The organism is Mucilaginibacter rubeus (assembly GCF_014643835.1).
Lineage (GTDB): Bacteria > Bacteroidota > Bacteroidia > Sphingobacteriales > Sphingobacteriaceae > Mucilaginibacter > Mucilaginibacter rubeus.
Window position 1 is genome coordinate 346,992 of record NZ_BMKD01000005.1, and the last position, 19,143, is coordinate 366,134.

18 protein-coding genes are annotated in these 19,143 nt (G+C 43.5%); 6 read left to right on the forward strand and 12 right to left on the reverse strand.

Features of this window, described 5'->3' with window-relative positions; all coding sequences use genetic code 11:
• The first annotated feature begins 29 nt into the window (after window positions 1-29).
• A complete protein-coding gene (locus tag IEX80_RS18410) occupies window positions 30-494 on the forward strand; it encodes a hypothetical protein (protein ID WP_188833712.1) in 465 nt (154 codons plus the stop codon).
• Between the two features lie 51 nt (window positions 495-545).
• On the opposite strand, the gene IEX80_RS18415 is transcribed toward IEX80_RS18410, so the two are convergent.
• Entirely contained in the window at window positions 546-1,553 is a 1,008-nt protein-coding gene (locus IEX80_RS18415; RefSeq protein WP_229701674.1) for a zinc-dependent alcohol dehydrogenase family protein, read from the reverse strand.
• A gap of 90 nt (window positions 1,554-1,643) precedes the next feature.
• Between IEX80_RS18415 and IEX80_RS18420 the strand changes: the two genes are divergently transcribed.
• The 4 genes from IEX80_RS18420 to IEX80_RS18435 all read left to right on the forward strand — a co-directional run bounded on the left by IEX80_RS18420 (window position 1,644) and on the right by IEX80_RS18435 (window position 6,259).
• On the forward strand, window positions 1,644-2,501 hold the full coding sequence (locus IEX80_RS18420) for an AraC family transcriptional regulator (RefSeq protein ID WP_188833713.1): 858 nt from the start codon (window positions 1,644-1,646) through the stop codon (window positions 2,499-2,501).
• Between the two features lie 198 nt (window positions 2,502-2,699).
• Window positions 2,700-4,148 carry a circularly permuted type 2 ATP-grasp protein gene (locus IEX80_RS18425; protein WP_090532594.1) on the forward strand — a complete coding sequence of 483 codons (1,449 nt, stop codon included), beginning with the start codon at window positions 2,700-2,702 and terminating at the stop codon, window positions 4,146-4,148.
• Between the two features lie 110 nt (window positions 4,149-4,258).
• A complete protein-coding gene (locus IEX80_RS18430; RefSeq protein WP_090532596.1) occupies window positions 4,259-5,194 on the forward strand; it encodes an alpha-E domain-containing protein in 936 nt (311 codons plus the stop codon).
• Between the two features lie 96 nt (window positions 5,195-5,290).
• Window positions 5,291-6,259: a transglutaminase family protein gene (locus tag IEX80_RS18435; protein WP_090532598.1), complete on the forward strand. Its 969-nt coding sequence runs from the start codon at window positions 5,291-5,293 to the stop codon at window positions 6,257-6,259.
• An 80-nt stretch (window positions 6,260-6,339) separates the two neighbouring features.
• Here the strand turns inward: IEX80_RS18435 and IEX80_RS18440 are convergent, their stop codons facing one another.
• From IEX80_RS18440 to IEX80_RS18470, 7 genes are all read right to left on the reverse strand, one after another.
• Window positions 6,340-7,554 carry a glycosyltransferase family 4 protein gene (locus IEX80_RS18440; RefSeq protein WP_090532600.1) on the reverse strand — a complete coding sequence of 405 codons (1,215 nt, stop codon included), beginning with the start codon at window positions 7,552-7,554 and terminating at the stop codon, window positions 6,340-6,342.
• Window positions 7,555-7,611: 57 nt separating this feature from the next.
• A complete protein-coding gene (rnhB, locus tag IEX80_RS18445) occupies window positions 7,612-8,208 on the reverse strand; it encodes a ribonuclease HII (RefSeq protein WP_090532602.1) in 597 nt (198 codons plus the stop codon).
• Between the two features lie 86 nt (window positions 8,209-8,294).
• Window positions 8,295-9,533, reverse strand: a complete 1,239-nt coding sequence (locus IEX80_RS18450) for a PP2C family protein-serine/threonine phosphatase (RefSeq protein WP_090532604.1) — start codon at window positions 9,531-9,533, stop codon at window positions 8,295-8,297.
• Between the two features lie 40 nt (window positions 9,534-9,573).
• Entirely contained in the window at window positions 9,574-10,782 is a 1,209-nt protein-coding gene (locus IEX80_RS18455) for an ABC transporter permease (protein ID WP_090532606.1), read from the reverse strand.
• Window positions 10,783-11,003: 221 nt separating this feature from the next.
• Window positions 11,004-12,134 (reverse strand): glycosyltransferase family 2 protein, encoded by a 1,131-nt coding sequence (locus IEX80_RS18460; RefSeq protein WP_229701675.1) that lies wholly within the window; start codon window positions 12,132-12,134, stop codon window positions 11,004-11,006.
• Entirely contained in the window at window positions 12,131-13,093 is a 963-nt protein-coding gene (locus IEX80_RS18465) for a lysylphosphatidylglycerol synthase domain-containing protein (RefSeq protein ID WP_090532608.1), read from the reverse strand. The genes IEX80_RS18460 and IEX80_RS18465 overlap by 4 nt, the downstream gene beginning before the upstream one ends.
• Before the next feature lie 82 nt (window positions 13,094-13,175).
• A complete protein-coding gene (locus tag IEX80_RS18470) occupies window positions 13,176-14,021 on the reverse strand; it encodes a dienelactone hydrolase family protein (RefSeq protein WP_188833714.1) in 846 nt (281 codons plus the stop codon).
• Window positions 14,022-14,232: 211 nt separating this feature from the next.
• Here IEX80_RS18470 and IEX80_RS18475 point away from each other — a divergent pair, with 211 nt between their 5' ends.
• Window positions 14,233-15,441 (forward strand): sensor histidine kinase, encoded by a 1,209-nt coding sequence (locus IEX80_RS18475; protein WP_188833715.1) that lies wholly within the window; start codon window positions 14,233-14,235, stop codon window positions 15,439-15,441.
• Window positions 15,442-15,595: 154 nt separating this feature from the next.
• Here IEX80_RS18475 and rbp read toward each other — a convergent pair whose 3' ends face one another.
• The 4 genes from rbp to IEX80_RS18495 form a co-directional block, all read right to left on the reverse strand.
• A complete protein-coding gene (gene rbp / locus IEX80_RS18480) occupies window positions 15,596-15,976 on the reverse strand; it encodes an RNA-binding regulator (protein WP_090532614.1) in 381 nt (126 codons plus the stop codon).
• A gap of 311 nt (window positions 15,977-16,287) precedes the next feature.
• Window positions 16,288-16,683, reverse strand: a complete 396-nt coding sequence (locus IEX80_RS18485) for a GreA/GreB family elongation factor (RefSeq protein WP_229701676.1) — start codon at window positions 16,681-16,683, stop codon at window positions 16,288-16,290.
• Window positions 16,684-17,000: 317 nt separating this feature from the next.
• Window positions 17,001-17,798 carry an alpha/beta hydrolase gene (locus IEX80_RS18490; RefSeq protein ID WP_090532618.1) on the reverse strand — a complete coding sequence of 266 codons (798 nt, stop codon included), beginning with the start codon at window positions 17,796-17,798 and terminating at the stop codon, window positions 17,001-17,003.
• 8 nt (window positions 17,799-17,806) lie between these two features.
• Window positions 17,807-18,925 (reverse strand): Zn-dependent alcohol dehydrogenase, encoded by a 1,119-nt coding sequence (locus tag IEX80_RS18495; RefSeq protein WP_188833716.1) that lies wholly within the window; start codon window positions 18,923-18,925, stop codon window positions 17,807-17,809.
• Window positions 18,926-19,143: the final 218 nt, after the last annotated feature.

Sequence of the window (19,143 nt, forward strand, 5' to 3'; positions counted from 1 at the left end):
TCCTTTGCCGGTCGTCATACATATAATATATGTACGCTTTTATTTTAGCATTACACTCTCTTACGCGCTGGTTTGTTTTGGCCAGCCTGCTTTTTGCCATTTATCGCGCTTACAGCGGATGGCTTACTAACAAAAGCTATTCAAAATTCGACGACCGCGTACGGGTTATTACCACCAACATTGCCCATATCCAGCTAACTATTGGGCTCTGGCTGTATTTCATCAGCCCGATAGCCAATTATTTCATCAGCCATTTTAAAGAGGCGGTGCACGAGCGGCAGATCAGGTTTTTTGGCATGGAGCACGTTACCATGATGCTGATCGGCATTACGCTGATCACCATTGCCTCATCAAAAGCCAAACGAAAAACACTTGATAAGGACAAATTTAAAACCACGGCCATTTGGCTAACCATTGCCCTGCTGGTTATTTTAAGTTCCATCCCCTGGTCGTTTTCGCCGTTGATCAGCCGCCCGTTATTCAGGCCGTTTTAAAATCCTGGGCCTTGAAAACGGAGAGGTCAACTTATTTTAGGGCGAATCACCTTACTCAGCAACGTCAATCACCAATTTACCGCTTGCCTTACCATTCTCTAATATCTCGTGGGCTTGATTGGCGTTAGCCAATGTAAATGTACGCCCGTCCACCAGCGGAACAACTTTGCCGGCCTCGGCAAGTTTTGTAGCCTCCTGCATAATTTCACCATGATGTTTGCGGCCTCTACCGGTGAGCATCGGCATCAAAGTAAACACTCCTGAGTATGTAGCTCCCCGGAATGATAAGGGAGCCAGCTTATGCTCTCCCCAGCCCAGGCAACTTACCACATGACCAGTATAATAACGCACCGCATTAAATGATGCATCTAAAGTGGCTCCGCCCAGGGTATCATATACAATGTCAAACCCTTCGCCGTTAGTATAATTGTTCACATATTCGTCAACGGTTGTGGCACGATAATCGATAAAAGTAGCGCCAATGCTTTCAATATATTGCTGCTGGGCCGCGCTGCCGGTAGCATATACATCCGCGCCAAAAGCTTTCGCTACCTGAACCGCTAAATGGCCAACGCCTCCGGCACCACCATGTACCAGCACTTTTTGTCCCTCATGTACATTTGCCCTGTCTACAAGGCCTTCCCAGGCAGTGATAAAGTTAAGCGGCATGGAAGCCGATTGGCGCATATTTAAATTAGATGGCTTTACAGCAAGCAACTCAGCGTCAAAAGCTGCGTATTGAGCGTAGGTACCCTGCAAACCGCCTATACCGCCTGCAAGTCCATACACTTCGTCGCCAGGTTTAAAAGTATTTACATCTGCACCAACAGCTTCAACTATGCCGGCAAAGTCCATCCCTAAAATAGCGGGTAAGGGCTGCCTGGCATGCCCGCCTTTACCAGTACGGATCTTATTATCCAATACGCTGACGCCGCTGGCTATAATACGCACCAGTACCTGGCCCCTGGAGGCAATTGGGCGGTCAACTACGGTTATTGTGAAAGGCGCATTTGCTTCAGGAGCGATAAGGGCCTGCATTGTTGTATTTTGAGTTTCCATTTGTGTTGTTGTTTAATTACAATACAAAATTATACAAGGAGGCAGCCATATTCCTTGTACAATCCCTCGTAACATTTGTACATTTACACTATGGTAAAAGATAATTTATACCAGCCTTTTGAAGTTGTTTTGCGCGAACCACTCAGCGCCTGTCCCCGCAGCGAACACTCACACAGCTTTTTCGAGTTTATTTATATCGTAAGCGGCACCGGAAGGCAGTGCATAAACAAAAGCAAGTTTACCTATAAACCCGGTCACCTGTTTTTACTTACACCTGATGATTCACATTATTTTGAGATACTGACCGAAACACAGTTCCTGTTTATCCGCTTCAACCCACTTTACATTAAAGATCGCGGCCTTAGCGGCGAAACAGCCCAGCATCTCGATTTCCTGCTAAAAAACGCAGGCCAGGCACCGGGATGCATATTAAAGACCGATGAAGATAAGGCTGTTGTAAAACCCATTATGCAGGCCATCATCAGTGAAAAAGAAAAAAACGGGCTTTACAGTAAGGCACTCCTTCAACAATATATCAATACGGTTATAGTAATCGCCGCCCGTAATGTGGCTATGAGCATGCCCGATGATGTTGGTGAGAACACCGAAGAAAAAACACTTGATATCCTGCAATACATCCAGGCCAATATCTACTTCCCCGAAAAACTAAAAGCTAAAGTCATAGCCGATAAAGCCGGAATCTCTGAAAACTACCTTGGCCAGTATTTTAAAAAACATACCGGCGAAACTATGCAGCAGTATATCATCAATTACAAACTGAAGCTGATTGAGAACCGTTTACTGCACAGCAACATGCGTATGGTTGAAATTGCCAATGAGCTTGGTTTTAATGATGAAAGCCACCTGAACCGCATTTTTAAAAAATACAGAAGTATGAACCCTTCGGATTTTAGGAAAGCGGAAGGAGAATTGAATGCCCTTGTTTAATACGTTAAAGCCCGTCATTTTTATATTAACGCCCCAATAAACACAAGAATTATATTTTAAAAATCACCATGAATTGAAAATTTGATTAAAATATCTTCAAAAATTTCAAAATAATTTGCTTTTTTATCAAAAACACTTCATAAATTACAATTCTGAAAGATAACTGATTGTCAATTTTTAATTTATTGTAATTTTTTCATGGAAGAATCAGCTTATTTTGACAAATACAGCCCAATTGATAATGTTTGGGACGAAATGTATGGCTTGGACGCTAATGTTCGGGAACATTACCGTAAAGTTATTGACTACATTTCGAAGGAATCGGCCGACGACCTGAACAAAAAGGAGGAGCTTGCCAAGCGCCTTTTCATGAGCCAGGGCATCACCTTTACCGTTTATAACAGCGGCGAAGGCATCGAAAAGATCTTTCCTTTTGATATTATCCCCCGTATCATCACTGCCGATGAATGGGCTTTTGTTGAGCGTGGCATCAAGCAGCGCCTTAACGCGCTTAATTTATTTCTGAAGGATATATACCACAATCAGTTTATTGTAAAGGACGGCATAGTACCTATTGATATTATTTATTCGTGTCCGCACTTTCTGCGCGAGATGTACCAGCTCCAGGTGCCTTATGATATTTATGTACATATTTCGGGCATCGACCTTATCCGTGATGAAGACGGCACTTTTTACGTGCTCGAAGATAACCTGCGCACCCCATCGGGCGTAAGTTATATGCTCGAGAACAGGGAGATCACCAAACGCTTGTTTCCCGACCTGCTGCCGCAATGCAGTGTGCGCAGCGTTACTGAATATCCGTCAATACTATATAAAAACCTGCTGGCGCTTTCACCCCGGCAAATCCATAACCCAACTATTGTTTTACTTACGCCGGGTATTTATAATTCGGCCTATTTTGAGCATACCACGCTGGCCCGCCTGATGGGGGTTGAATTGGTAGAAGGACGCGACCTGGTAGTGAACAACCATAAAGTGTACATGAAAACCACCACCGGGCTGCAACAGGTTGATGTGATCTACCGCCGGGTGGACGATGAGTTTCTCGATCCCCTGGTATTTAACCCGGCAAGTATGCTTGGCGTAGCAGGCCTTATGGGAGCTTATCGCAAAGGCAATGTAGCCATAGTAAATGCAACAGGCACTGGCGTGGCCGACGATAAGGCGGTTTATGCCTATGTACCGGATATGATCCGCTATTACCTGAACGAAGAGCCCATACTCAAAAACGTGCCAACACACCAGTTAGGCAATCCAGATGAACGCGAAATGGTATTTAAAAACCTCAATAAAATGGTGGTTAAAAAAACCAATGGCAGCGGTGGCTATGGTATGCTGATGGGGCATGCAGCAAGCGAGCAGGAAATAGATGAATATAAAAAGGAAATCCTGAAAGATCCGCGTAACTTCATAGCACAGCCAACCATCAGTCTTTCGGCGGCGCCATGTTACATGCAGGGCGAACTAAAGCCACGCAGGGTTGATTTAAGGCCTTACGCGCTGTACGGCCCCGATGGCATTGAGATAGTCCCCGGTGGCCTAACCCGTGTGGCTTTAAAAGAAGGTTCACTGGTGGTAAACAGTTCGCAGGGCGGCGGCAGTAAGGACACGTGGGTGTTAGCCTGAGAGGCAAAAGGACAAAGGCGAAAGATAAAAGGCTTTTAAATAAAAAACAAGAAGGATGCGGAGCTAAGTAAATCCGAAATTGAACATCCGAATTCCGAAATTTAGATCATATGTTAAGCAGGGTTGCAGCAAGTTTTTATTGGTTAAGCCGTTACATTGAGCGCAGCGATGGTATGCTGCGGATGCTCAAAATTAATTATGCGTCATCGCAGGATACGGTGCAGGAATTTACCTGGGAACCCGTAATGCGGATCTTTGCCGGACTAAACGCCGGTGAAGCCGAAAAGCTGGACAACGACAGCCGGTCGGTTTTAAAGTATATGGTTACCGGGAAAAACAACCCTAATTCCATACTCAATATCATCACACTGGCGCGTGAAAATGCACGCGGCGTACAGGAGCACATTACCAAAGACCTTTGGCAATGCCTGAATGAATATTACCACACCGTAAAAGATCCGCGACTGGAACGCGCCCTGCACCGGGAAGACCCGATAGGGGTACTGGACGTGCTGATAAAACAAGTAATGCTTTATTACGGCACAGTGGAGATTACTATGGAGCGCGGCGAAGGCCGTGCATTTATGAACATTGGCAAATACCTGGAACGGGCCATCCAGTCGGTTGATATTTTGGATACTAAATTCAGCTCGATAAGTGACAACCCCGATCTGCTTACGGATACCACTTACTGGAAACACCTGCTGCTTTCATTGGGTGGGTACGAACTGTATTTAAAAACCTATCGTGAGGGGTTTGAGGCCGAAAATGTTTTGGAGCAGGTTGTTCTGAACAACGATTTTCCGCGCTCGGTTATTTATTCGGTAAATAATATTCAGCGTTATTTCGACAGATTGAAGAATGACAGCAATGCCGATGACTACAGGGAAATGTCGTTTCAGATAGGCCGGTTGCAAAGCCGCATAAAGTATAGTTCGGTAAAAAGTATCAAGCAGGAGGGCTTGCACTTGTTCCTCACCCAGATCAGGAGTGAGCTATACGGCATAGGCAATTCATTAAACCAACATTACTTTGCTAATTCATGATAACAATTTGAAGATGTTTTGATTTGAAGATTTGAAAATGCCGGTCTATCTTTTCATTTTCAAATTTTCAAATCCTCAAATTAAAAAATTAAAACAATGCCTGAATTTAAGATCCAACATATCACCAAATACACTTATGAAGGCCCTGTTCGTGACAGCGCCAACCAAATCATCCTGTTCCCGATAAAAGATGAATACCAGGAAGTGGTAAAACAGGAGCTAAATATAACAGGCAGCCCGGTAGTTGATACTCATATCGATTACTATGGCAACGAGGTTGGCAGTTTCACCTACAGCAACCAGCATAACATGCTGGTTATAAACTCAAAGCTGGTTGTCATTACCCGACAGCGCCCCCTTCCGGTTAATGATATTTTTCCGGAGCAGCAATGGGAGGACCTTAAGCGGCTTCAATACATGGTGCCCTATATTGATTTTTTAAAGCAGGAATATTTTGAAGGCCTGCCCGAGCTACAGGAAATAGTTGAGCAGGAACGGCGTAAAGATGAAACGCCCTTTCAGATAGCACTTCGTTTTTGCGGCTGGGTTTATAAAAATTTTGAGTACATCAAAGGCGTTACCACTGTTGAAACTACACTGGATGAAGTATGGAAGCTTAAAGCCGGCGTTTGCCAGGATTTTGCCCATATATTAATGGTGATGCTCCGCCAGCTTAAAATACCATCCCGTTATGTAAGTGGCTATATCTGTACCCATAGCAGCGCTATGCGCGGCGAGGGAGCAACCCATGCCTGGGCCGAAGTGTATGTGCCCGACTATGGCTGGCTTGGCATCGACCCTACAAATAACTGTATTGCCAATGAAACCCACGTACGCCTGGCCGTGGGCCGCAATTTTTCAGATTGTTCGCCGGTTAAAGGTGTTTATAAAGGCGCCTACGGCCACAAGCTGGAAGTGTCAGTAATTGTTGACGATGCAGATACTATTGTTTTTGAGGATAAAACCCACGAATCGCCGGCTATGCACACGGTAGCCGAATTTCCTAAAAACAGCTATCAGCGATATATGGAGATCATTCAGCAGCAACAACAACAGCAACAGTAGATTAGTTGGCAGTGGCAGTTTTCAGTGGCAGTTGGCAGCGGAGAAATTGTTGTCACACCAACAACGGTATAGGGAATCTCTTATTCAGGTAAATCAACGTTCAGGCTTTGATAAAAAGCAACAAGGCCCGGTGCTATTACATGTACATCGTGCTGTTCTTCAATTAAACGGCGGGCGTTGAGGCCAATATTACGGCAAAATTCTTCGTCGGTAATACAGCGTTCAATGGCATCATAAAACTCCTGCCGGTTATTAGCAATAAGGATATTAGTGCCATTGGTAAAATTGATGCCTTCGGCACCTAATGAGGTAGAGATAATGCATTTTTCCATCGCCATACCCTCTACTATTTTAACCCGCATGCCACCACTTGAAAGCAAGGGCACTACCATAATAGCCTTACTATTCACAAACTCAGATGCATCGTCAACCTCACCCTGGATAAAGATCTTTCCCATCGCTTCATAATCATCAAAGCTATCGGGGATGTTATGTCCGGCAACATAAAATTTTACGCGCAGATCGCCCTCGGTAAGGTCTTTATAAAAATTCTCAATAAACCATTCAATCCCTTCCCGGTTGGGCATCCAATCTAACGAACCTAAAAAAAACAAACTTGGAAACTCCGTTTTATTATAGTCCGGCTTATAATCGGTCAGGGAAATACCTACCGGAAAAATATCAACCGGAATGGTAACACCGTAGGATAACAGCGTTTTTTTATCTTCATTGGTAAATACAGCAATGGCATCAAATTTATTAAGCTGCTGCAGTTCATAATCTTTCACCCGGCGGGCCAGCAAATGCAGGTACCACTTCTTAAACAGGTCGCTTTTTCGTTGTGCCAGCCTCATCCATACCTGGTGTTCAATATTATGCGACCGGTAAATCAACCTGGCTTTGGTATGCTTACGCATAGCGGCCAGGTAAGGCGTTACAAACAGGCCTTCAAACTGGATAACATCGTATGATGTCTGGCGCAATTCGCGTAGCAGGAGTTTTTCAAATTCGGCATTGTAATAACGATCAACGTCGTTTGATTTTTTGCTGAACAGATTGGTTATGGAATCAAGTACAGATATATTAATGTTAATGTCATATGATGTGTACCTGATCTTCTGCATTAGCTCATCTTCGTCTGTTTGTACACTACCATGATATCTTTTCCCGTTTAAAGCCACCAATGCAACTTCATGCCCAAGTGCAATCAGCCCTTTTATGGTATTGCAAACCACAATAGCGTAACCGCCATTCTGCGGAAATGGGACACGATGTGTTAAAATTAGGATCTTCAAACGGTGGATTTGGTTTTTAACAAAAATACCATCCTGAACGTGGTATTCAAAACTTCATTAAAAAATACTTAACTGCGGATCGGTAACCCTGAAAGTGCGGCGGTGATAGGGCGTAAAACCAATCTTCATTACGGTTTCGCGGTGCCTAATGGTTGGATAGCCTTTATTGGTATGCCATTCATATTCCGGGTGTTCGGCCGCTATTTGCATCATATAATCGTCGCGGTAGGTTTTGGCTAGGATAGATGCAGCCGCTATGCTGAAATATTTTCCATCGCCTTGTATAATACACTCATGTGGGATGTTCCGGTATTTTTTGAAGCGATTGCCGTCGATGATCAGAAACTGGGGTTCAAGATGTAATTTTTCGATGGCCCGGTGCATGGCCAGGAATGACGCGTTGAGAATATTGATCTCATCTATCTCCAGATTATCAACAGATGCTACGGCATAAGCCACCGCTTTTTCCTCAATTTCGGCCCGAAGCTGGTACCTTATCTCTTCAGTAACTTGCTTAGAATCGTTTAGCAGGTGATGATCAAAATCAGGCGGTAAAATAACTGCGGCGGCAAAAACAGGCCCGGCCAAACATCCGCGTCCCGCTTCATCGCATCCTGCTTCCAAAAATTCGTACTGGTACCTGGCTGATAACATCCGGCAAATATAATAAGAGTTGTAAACGTGTTAGTAAAACAATTAGTATGATGAGTTTTTCAACATGTGGTTAACGCATCCTTTGCTTAAAAAATTTTTAGCGTAAGCAGGGTAATATCATCAATAGGCTTGCTTTTATAAACGTTGCTCAAATAATCCAACAGCGCCTGGTTAAAATTATCGGGCGATAGCTCGCCATGCGCAAGCACAAAATCAAGTAATTTATCCTCATTCCATATTTTGGTGCTGGGCGATTCAAAATCCATGAGCCCATCTGTATAGTTAAAGATCAGGCTGCCGGGCTCCACATCAACTTCGCCCTCGTTTAAAAAAGGCAGATCTTCAAAAACCCCAATCATGGTGGTACCCAGTTTAAGTGGAATGGCCCCGCCTTCTGAATAAAGTATAGTTGGGTTGTGCCCTGCATTGATATAATTAAGCCGCCGTTTTTTTTGATTATATCGCGCAAGGAACAGGGTGATAAACCGTTCGCCTTTGGTATTGCTGAGCACGATCTTGTTTAAACGGTCAATAATATTGGTCAAATCATCCTCAACCGCCGCCCAGGCATGCAGGCTGGCCTGGAAATTGGCCATCAGCAAAGCAGCCGAAATACCCTTACCCGATACATCGGCAATACACCATAAAAACTCATGCTCATTAAGGCGGATAAAATCAAAATAATCACCGCCTATGTTTTGATGCGGAAGATACTTAGCCCCGATCTCCACACTGTCGTCTTTATGCTCACGCATGGGGATCAGCATATTCTGCACTTCTACGGCAAGCTCCATCTCGCGCAAAAAACGTTCTGATTGCAGCCGTTCGCGGAAAAGTTTTTTATTTTCAAGTGCCACAATGATCACGTTCATCAGCGTTTGGATGAAATTGAGATCATTATTAAGCATCTCGCCCGAGGTATTAAAATCGCCGATAAGGGCGTAGGCAAGTGCCTTGCTTTTGTGATATACCGGGATAAAGTAATTATATTTTTTAAGGACAGGGTCGCGGTGCCCGGCAATAGCTATAGGTGCTTTAACCTTACTCAGCTTTTTACACGCACGGGCCAGCACTACCGACGATTCAACGTCGCCGCCATACTTGGCTATACAGGCAAATTTATCATCTTTTTCAATCAAAAACCTGAGTTTACCTACCTGCAAATAGTTTTGCAGGATAACTTCCAGCATTTGAATGAGGATAGGAGTAGCGGTGTTTTTGTTTATGGCCCGCGTAATTTCCAATAAAGAATTTAATTCCGACTGCCGTTTGAGCAAAAGCCTGATCAATTCGTCTTCGCCGGAACCGTCGTCTATATTCAGCATATTGATATAAGTACGCTGACTAAAATAGAAGAAATAATTTTTAAATACGAGTACTTTGTGATTTTATATCAAAGGCATCGCGCAAGCCAACAGTAACCAGGTTAAAAGCATAAACCAGCAGCATAATTGCCATACCAGGAATGATAGCCAAAAAAGCCGAATCCATAACAATATAACCATAATGTTCCTTGATCATGCCGCCCCAGGTTGGCATAGGTGGTTGTGCACCAAAACCCAAAAAACTAAGGCCCGCCTCTAAAAGTATAGCTGAGGCAAAGTTTGAGGAGGCCAAAACCAGTATTGGCCCGGTTATGTTGGGCAAAATATGTTTAGCTATAATGCGCTTGTTGCTAAAACCCAATGCCCTTGCGGCCTCGATGTACTCCACCTGTTTAAGGCCCATTACCTGACCGCGCACCAGGCGCGCCACTTCAACCCACATGGAAAGGCCAACGGCTATAAATATTTGCCATAGTCCTTTACCCAACGCAAATGATATGGCTATCACCAGTAACAGGGCCGGCAGCGCCCATAAAATATTCATCAGCCAGCTTAATGAGGCATCAACCCATCCCCCCAAATAACCCGCTACCGCACCTACAGTTACGCCCAGCAGCATACTGATGATAACCGACATTAAACCAACAGCAAGCGAGATCCGTGTGCCCAGCAGCAGGCGGCTTAGCATATCCCGGCCATAACCATCAGTACCAAGTAAAAAGGTTTTAGCCCCGATATTCTCCTCCCGTAAGCGGGCTTCAAACTTTTGATAAACAGCCGGGATTGCAGGCAGGGCAACAATTTGGCCGTTATAATTAAAAGTAACCCTCCCGTTTTTATAAACCGGCTTTTGCCCGGTCATTACCTCAAAAATATTGTAGGCTTTTTTCTCGGGCTTATCTTCATCGCCAATATATCCGTTAACGTAAATAGAATCTTTAACGAAATGATACCCGGTAACGGGAACTTCTTTATAAAACGACGGCTGCCCATACAGCATCCTGCTGAACAAATTTACGGTATCAACAGCCTCCGCTTTCCTGAGCTTTAACATCATATAGGTTGAGCCTGGCTTTTTTATACTGAGCTGTATGACCATATTATTGGCCAGGGGCGTATCATCGGGCATAATGAGGTAGCCCAGTATCGCAACAAGCAGCGTAAGCAGGATAAATGCAAGCCCGCCTAAAGCAATTTTATTACGCTTAAAAACACGCCAGGTGCGTTTTGCTGGTGTAATTTTGGCCAATGTGTTAATAGTTCATGTGTACTGGCTAAATATCGCTTAAATAGGTGCAATTAGCAATAAGGACGGCTTTCTTTACATTTAGATAGCTGAAAGCTCAAAGCAGAAAGCTGAAGGCCGAAAGCATAAAGCTTACGAGCCTGGCATGACTAAATCCAGTACATCTGGTCTGCTTTGGTTAAGCCCCAATTTCAGCTTTATGCTTTTAGCCTTGAGTTTTTAGCTCATTTAACGATTCTGCCTTTCCAGGCATACTTCTTATTTTTTCCTAAAAAACCGATAATGACGAAATAAAGGATATTAAGCGGCAAAACAAAGCTTACGTACAGCAGCAGTTCGCGTCGTTTTAAGAAGTTCATGATCGGTGTCATGTATAACAAGTCTATCGCATATTTAATTCCGATAGTAAGCAAAAACAATTTCAGGAAACAGCTATCGAAAATACCCAGCACGGCGGTTAACAATAGCATAAAATTACACAGCCAGATACTAAGCGCAAAGGCAACCATTTTTTTATTTTTGTACTTGGTTGATTTTGATGCCCAGCGGCGCCGTTGTTGCATAAACTCTTTTAAATTAGGCTTTGCGTGGGTATATACAATTGCCTCGCGCCGTTTTAAAAAGGCTATCCTGCCGGGATAACGTTCTCCAACCTTGTGCAACAAAAGTTCATCATCGCCCGAGGCCAGGTCATCAATGCCGGTAAAACCGCCAACTTCATAAAATACATCTTTACGATAGGCAAAATTTGCCCCGTTGCAGGTGGCGGCAAAACCATGGCCTAAAAACGCGCCCCCCATGCCAATAAGCGATGAAAAATCAAGCGTTTGCATGCGCTCAAATACCGATTGCTCCTGGAAATAAGTTACCGGCGAAGAAATCATAACCAGGTCATGCTGCTCATAAAATCCAACTATAGTACGCAGCCATTGATTACCCATGCGGCAATCAGCATCTGTTGCTACCATTAAGTCGCCTGTTGAAAGCTTAATGGCTTCGGCTATCGCTTTCTTTTTATAGGAGTTAAGTGTTTCGCCAAGCCTAAGCTGCAACAGCTTTACGCCCTGTGCCGCATAGCTGCTGATGATAGCTGCGGTATTATCGGTTGAATGATCGTCAACAATAATGACCTCCACCAGGTGTTTGGGATAATCCTGGGCCAAAATATCTTCAATGGTAAGGTGAATCTTCTCTTCCTCATTACGGGCCGCAATAAGCACAGTAACTTTGGTGCTAAATGTTTGGGCAATAACCGGAGGGGTGGTGACCTTTGCCCAGCCTATCCGGAGATAGATGAGCAACAGCACATAAAGGCCCATGGAAAATAATGAAATAATACTAATCAGCGCGGTCAAAAGAATTTGAGTTTTAAAACAAAAAACGATCCTAAAATAGCAGGAATAAATAAATTAATAAGCCATATTGACGATACACCGGCTATTACGGCGATATTTTGATCGGTCACATACACAAACAGGTGCGAAGCAGTAAAGCCGCGTACACCAATATCAAAAAGATCAAGCGAAGGGATAGCTGATGATACCACGAAAAACAGCATCAGCATCAGCATCATCGGTACAACAACCATATGCGGCATCAACAACTGAAAAACCAGAAAATACTGCATTGAAAACGTGATATACCGCGCAATGCTAAAACCCATGATCTTGATAAGCTCGTGGGTGTGATACCGGCCCATTACTTCAAAAAAGCGGTGATATTTTTTGATGAACGGAACCCTGTCAAGCAAAGTAACCGCCCACTTGATATGAAAATAAAATATCAGCTGCATAGCTGCAATTACAACGCCGATAGCAACTACCCCCCAGGCCAGCAATAAATTGGCATGAATAAAATTGACTACGAACCAGATCATGGCTATTACGCCCAAAACATTGGTTACCGAACCCTGGCTAAATGAACCTACGCCCATGGCAAAAATACCCGGAATACGTTTGCGGGGGGGTAAAAACATCACACGTCCGCCATATTCGCCCAGCCTGTTTGGTGTGGTTACTGCCCATGTAAGGCCGCAAAAAACCGCCTCAACAGCTTCCCATAAAGAAATATTGATTAATGTTTTGGTTACATAGCGCCATTTAAGCGCTTCCAGAAACCAGTTTAAAAACATCAATATAACTACCAGTCCCATAACAATAACAACATGGGTAGTACTTATTTGCGATGCGAAATGTTCAAACTGCTTTAGGTCGTTATTCTTTTTGTTGAACTGCCGGTAAATAAACCACCCTGCAATTATCAATATACCGGCCTTAAGAAGATACGAAACAACCTTTTTAGCAGAACGTGTCAAGTAGATAAATTTTTATGCAATGTTACAAAAAAATGGGGCATGCCAAAGCTTGCCCCATACAACACGATACTGTTAATTTTGTTTACTTCAATCTTGCTTTTAAAAACACCAGCGTATTTGCATAAGCGTCTTTGGTAGCATCGCTGTTATAAATAGGATTGCTCGGGTTTGCAAAACCATGGTCGGCATCATACTGGTGCAGATAAACCTTTTTTCCGGCGGCTTTCATATCAGCATCAAATTTGGCTACAACCTTAGGGTTAATCCACTGATCTTTATTGGCGAAGTTCCCCAGCACATCGGCGTTTAAGGTTTTTAGTTTATTTACATCCTGCTCGGGCATGCCATAATACATTACACAAGCTACCGCCTTTTTACCCGCAAGTAAGCTGGTTTGCAAACTCCACCCGCCGCCAAAGCACCAGCCAATAGTAGCGATATGTGCTTTGGGGCCGGCATATGCTATGGCTCCGTTTACTATAGCACGAGCCCTGTCGTCATTTACCGCCTGCATAAATTTACCCGCGTCTTCGCGTGTGGTAGCTACCTTGCCGTCGTATAGGTCGAGGTCAATGATGTTGACGTTACCCAGGTCATTATATAGCTTTTCCGATTCTTTTTTTACATAGTCATTAAGGCCCCACCATTCATGTATCACCAATAAATAATTATTAGTAGGTTTTTTAGCTTTCATAAAAAATGCTGATGCCTGTTTCCCGTCGGATGTTTTGTAGGTGATGACCTCGCCTATACTGCTTTGAAAGCGGATTGGCAAAGGATTTTTGTGCGACATTTTGAACCGGGTATCAGAGGCCAACATGGCAAACTGCTGTGTTGCCGATGGATTACTGCAGCAAACTATTTTGCGCTGCGCAGAAGTTATAGTGGCTATGCCGATAAATAATGTAAATAAGAGCAGTTTTTTCATAGGGTTCAATTTTATGTTAATTAACGCTGATGTGCGTTAAAACAATTACGTTGATAATATAGTTTTAGTTGCGGGGGTTAATGTGATTAACCGGCATAAATTTACGATAATGCATACACAATTACCTAAAATTTAATGCACGCCTGTTTATTATCCATTGAATCTTATGTGGGTAAAAGCACGTATATAATAATCATCAATATATATTAATATGCCTGTCCCGCCAATTCCTGATAATGAAATGGAAAGGCTTTTAAGCCTGTCGGAGTTTGATCTTGATTATACCGAACACAAAGACAGTTTTAAGGACCTGGCCAAGCTGGCAGCCAAGGTTGCCGGTACGGAGGTTTCGCTGGTTAACCTTATCGACTCCTATACCCAATGGAGCATCAGTGTCCATGGTTTAGAAATCGAACAAATGCCGCGTGAGGATTCGGTTTGTCAGTATACTATTATAGACGGAGAGTATTTTGAGGTTGAAGACTTACGGAATGACGAACGTTTCCGGGATAAATTTTATGTAACCGACGGACCCAAATTAAGATATTATTATGGCATACCGCTAAAGGTAGGCGACGATCATAATATCGGGGCCTTATGTGTGCTTGATAAAAACGTTAAAGAACTCACTCCCGAAAAGGTTGAACTTTTAAAGATCATTGCTAATGAAATACTAAGCAGGTTAAAAGATCTGAAAGTAATTAACAAATTAAAAAGTAAGCTTGCTGAAGCCGGCGAAATTCAAAAAAAGGTGGCTCATGATATCCGCGGGCCGTTAAGCGGGATCATCGGCCTCGCCCAGCTGATCAGCGAACAGGGAGAGGCAAACCAGATAGAAGAAGTGCTGGAGTTTACCAACCTGATCCATAAAAGCGGGCGGTCGATACTGGAGCTTGCAGATGAGATCCTGAGTGCTGATAAAAACGATCATAAACGCATATCCAATGGGGCGGAATTTAACCTGCTGGTATTTAAAGATAAAATTGAACGGCTTTTTATTCCACAAGCCCGCAATAAAAACATTTTGCTTACGGTTACAACCTCATCCGAATCGGAGCGGGTTCCCTTTGCCCGGAATAAACTATTACAAATAACGGGGAACCTCATCTCAAACGCCATAAAATTTACTCCGGCCGGCGGTTATGTTAATGCAGACCTGAGTCTCGAACTGAACGACCATACCCACATACTGCAAATCCAGGTGAAGGACAGTGGTGTTGGCATAGATGAAAAAGGTATCGAAAAAATACTGAAAGGCAATGCAGCGTCAACAGCAGGCACAACTGGCGAAGCCGGCTTTGGCTTTGGGCTGGCACTAGTAAAACATCTGATTGAAACCCTTAAAGGGACAATCAGTATCTACTCAAAACCTGGCGAAGGGACTGTATTTGAGGTAAGGCTGCCGCAAAAAATGCAATAATAAAAGAACCTGTCCGGAGGATAATAGGGCATAAAGATTTGCGTAGGCAAAAAAAATCCCTAAATAAGTTATTTTCCTGAAGGTAGATTATAGATGCAATGCTTAAGGTAAAATACCGGCCTAAAAGCCCGGTATTTTACCTTAGATTATATTTTTACCAGCTTTTGCCGCCGCCGCCACGGTTATCTCTTGAATAGCCGCCACCGCCACCGCGGTTGCCGCCACCGTAACCACCGCCGCCACGGTTACCACCACCGTAGCCACCGCCACTGCTTCTGCGGTCACCGCCTGGTTTTTTCTCTTCTGCCTGGCTTACTGCAATTGATCTACCTTTAACTTCAGAACCGTTTAGGCCGCTTATAGCTTGTTGTGCTGCCTCATCATCTGCCATTTCAATGAATCCGAACCCTTTGCTTCTTCCTGATTCCCTGTCAATAATAATTTTTACGGAGTTAACTTCACCATAAGCTTCGAAAAGCTGCTTTAAATCGGCTTCCCCTAAAGAAAAAGGAAGACTTCCTACGAATATGTTCATTAATATTTAGTTTTTAATGGGCATGCTTTGTTAATTACCCACGTTTTGTTAACATCAAATATAGTAATAGATATTTGATGATTACTGCATGTTTATGTGAATGAATGCTTTTATTTTAAAAAAAATTATTTTTTTGACCCTTTTGAGGAAATAAATGGTGAAAGCCAATCCATTAATACAAAGGCCAATCCGTTTTGTTTTGAAAATATAGTGTTTTCGTAAAATAAATATAGAAAGAATGGGCCGCCCGTATTTTTTTAATATTAAAGTAACATAAAGTTATTTTCCGAAGATAAATCGGTATTAAAAACCTAAACAACCGACTCAATTTTATAGCGTTTTCCATTTAGCGCAAACTCATCTCCGGCTTTTTTGCCGTTAAGTAAATTGCCTATTGGAGATGCGGGCGAAACCGCGAAAAATGTTTTGCCATTGAGTGTCAAAACACCGGCGCTAATGGCCAGGTAAAAATTGCCGTTATTGGTAATTATCACACTGCCGGATTCGGCATGCATCGATACCCCGGTGGTATTGATGCGGTTTAAAGCCACCAATAGTTTGTTGGCTTCATTTAGCTGCGCCATATTGCGGTTGGTTTCCTGCTGCATCATTTCACGCCCGGTTTCATATTTATCACCCGCGCTGCTTTTGGTATCATCGGTTGACGCCCTTTGGGCATCGGCTATGGCAAGTTCCGCGGCCTCCATGATTTTACGCACGTGATTAACACATAATTGATGTAATTCTTTCTTCAGATCGCCCATTTATGATATCAAACAAAAGACTAAAATAGGTGAAAAGATCAAATTTTATTGGCAAGAAAAACTGCTGTAAAATAAAAGCCCCCTTGCACTCGCTGCTTGGGGGCTTTAAACCTAAACCTTATCACTATTTGCAGGCGTTAACCTACAAAGTAGATAAACGTTACGAAGTGCAATAATGGTATGTATGCCTAATTAAAACTGACAAAATAATGATATTCGCACATTACAAGCCAGTCCTTAGTGTATATTAACAGCCTCATCTACAGCTTACCGGCAAAAAATTTAAGGGTTGAAATAATATGTTTTGCCCAGTATGACCACTCGTGTCCGCCCTGGTTTTCCTCATAAACATGAGGGATCTTTTCCTTATCCAGCTTTTTATGCAGGTCACGATTGTAGTTAATCAGCAGATCATTAATACCGCAATCAAACCGAACAGGCGGCAGTTGGGCCCTGTATTTTTTAAATGTTGCAAACACATCTTCGTCGGCCACAATATCCTGGGCATAGGTTTTTAAGGGCTCGCCGGCAAAAAGTTTGATTTGCGGCAAGCTTGTTATAGATGAGAGGCCCGAGATAGCTTTAAATTTATGCCCGTATTTTGCGCCGATCCTCAAAGCGCCAAATCCTCCCATAGAGAGGCCAGCTATAAACAGCGGTGAATTTTCTTTTGCACCCGGAATATTCTCCATTACAGCCGTAGGCACATCCTCGGCTATCCACTGTTCAAAATTAAAGCCGCTATGCGGCAAATAACCTGAGCCATCGCCCCAAAGCCCGTCTGACGGCATGGCTAATATCATTTTTGGCAATTCGCCTTTTTCAATCAGCTCATTAGTTTTTAAATGAACGCCCCCGCTCATGGCCCAGCTCCAGGCGCTGCCATACACCCCGTGCAGCAATATTACAATAGGTAAAACCTCGTTTTTATTGGCTCCGGGCGGAACGTATACACAAATATCACCCCGGCCCTTTAAATTGGGCGTTTTTACAGTTATAAACCGTAGCTGATTACTTTCATATTGCGGATTGGAAATTTCTGTTGTTTTAAATGGCATGAGCTTTTTTAGTCGAACACGATAACCCCTTTGGCATTCCTGCCTTTCAGCATGTCGTCAAAAGCTTTATCAAGTTCGTTTATAGAATATGTACGTGTAATCATTTCTTCAAGTAATAAGTGCCCGCTGATATAATGTTGTACTATATCCGGAAAATCAATTTGCGGGCGGCACTTACCATAAAGCGGGTTAATGTAAATCTTATCCCATTCAAAAAGGCGCATATCAATGGTGATTTCCTGTTCAATTCCGCTTACCTGTATGGCCGTACCGGCATTGCGCACCATTGCTAAGGGGGCTGCACCTAATTCGGGTATGGCAGTGCATTCAAAAGCGTAATCTGCCCCGCGGCCACCGGTAAGTTTTTTTACTTCTTCGGCGGCTTTAAGCAGGCCTATATCATCTTTCGTGGCTAAAACAGTGTGTGTTGCACCAAACTTAACAGCCATTTCAAGCCGGGTGGGGTTAATATCAATAGCTATGATCATACCCGCGCCGGCAATTTTTGCACCTTGCATCACATTAAGGCCAACACCGCCGGTACCCAATACAACTGCTGATGAACCTGCTTTTAGCCTGGCTGCATTTACAACTGAGCCGTAGCCTGTCATCACCCCGCAGCTGATGATACTTGCAGCAGGGAATGACATGGTTTCCGATGTGTTTTTTACCACCGCCGACTCTTTTACCAAAGTATATCCGGCTATGGTACCAATATTAAACGACCTTAAAATGGGATCGCCATTAAGCGTTGTTCCGTCGAGACCGGCATGGCCCGGAGTGTAGCCATTGCCGCCGGCTGCAACCGGCGAAGCTACTTCACACAAATGCAGGTTACCCTCCAGGCATTGAAAGCATTTGCCGCAATGCATGGCCCAGTTTAAGATCACCTTATCCCCGGGTAATACACTGCTAATATTTTTCCCAACCGAAACCACAATACCAGCGCCTTCATGCCCTATAATGAGCTGCTTTCCCCAGCTTAACGAGTCATGATCGGTATGGCAAAGTCCCGCCGCTTTTATTTTAACCAGCACTTCATCTTCTTTCGGTTCGTTCACCACAATATCCTGTACCGAAAAACCACCCTTTCCATTGGCAATAGCCGCCTTGCATATTATAGCCATAATTGGGGGATATGTTAAACGCTTTTCATACGCCGTTAAACCAGTTGAGCAAATAATAGCAATCACTATAGCTTGCCATATTAACAGTGCTGAATGCAACAAAAATAGGTTAAGCTATGATTCTAAAACTTTAGCAAATTGTCCAAAAAGTAGCCTATATTATCCGCGCAGGCGCTTTTTATAGCATTTGACAATATTTTTAAAGGATCCCCGGATAA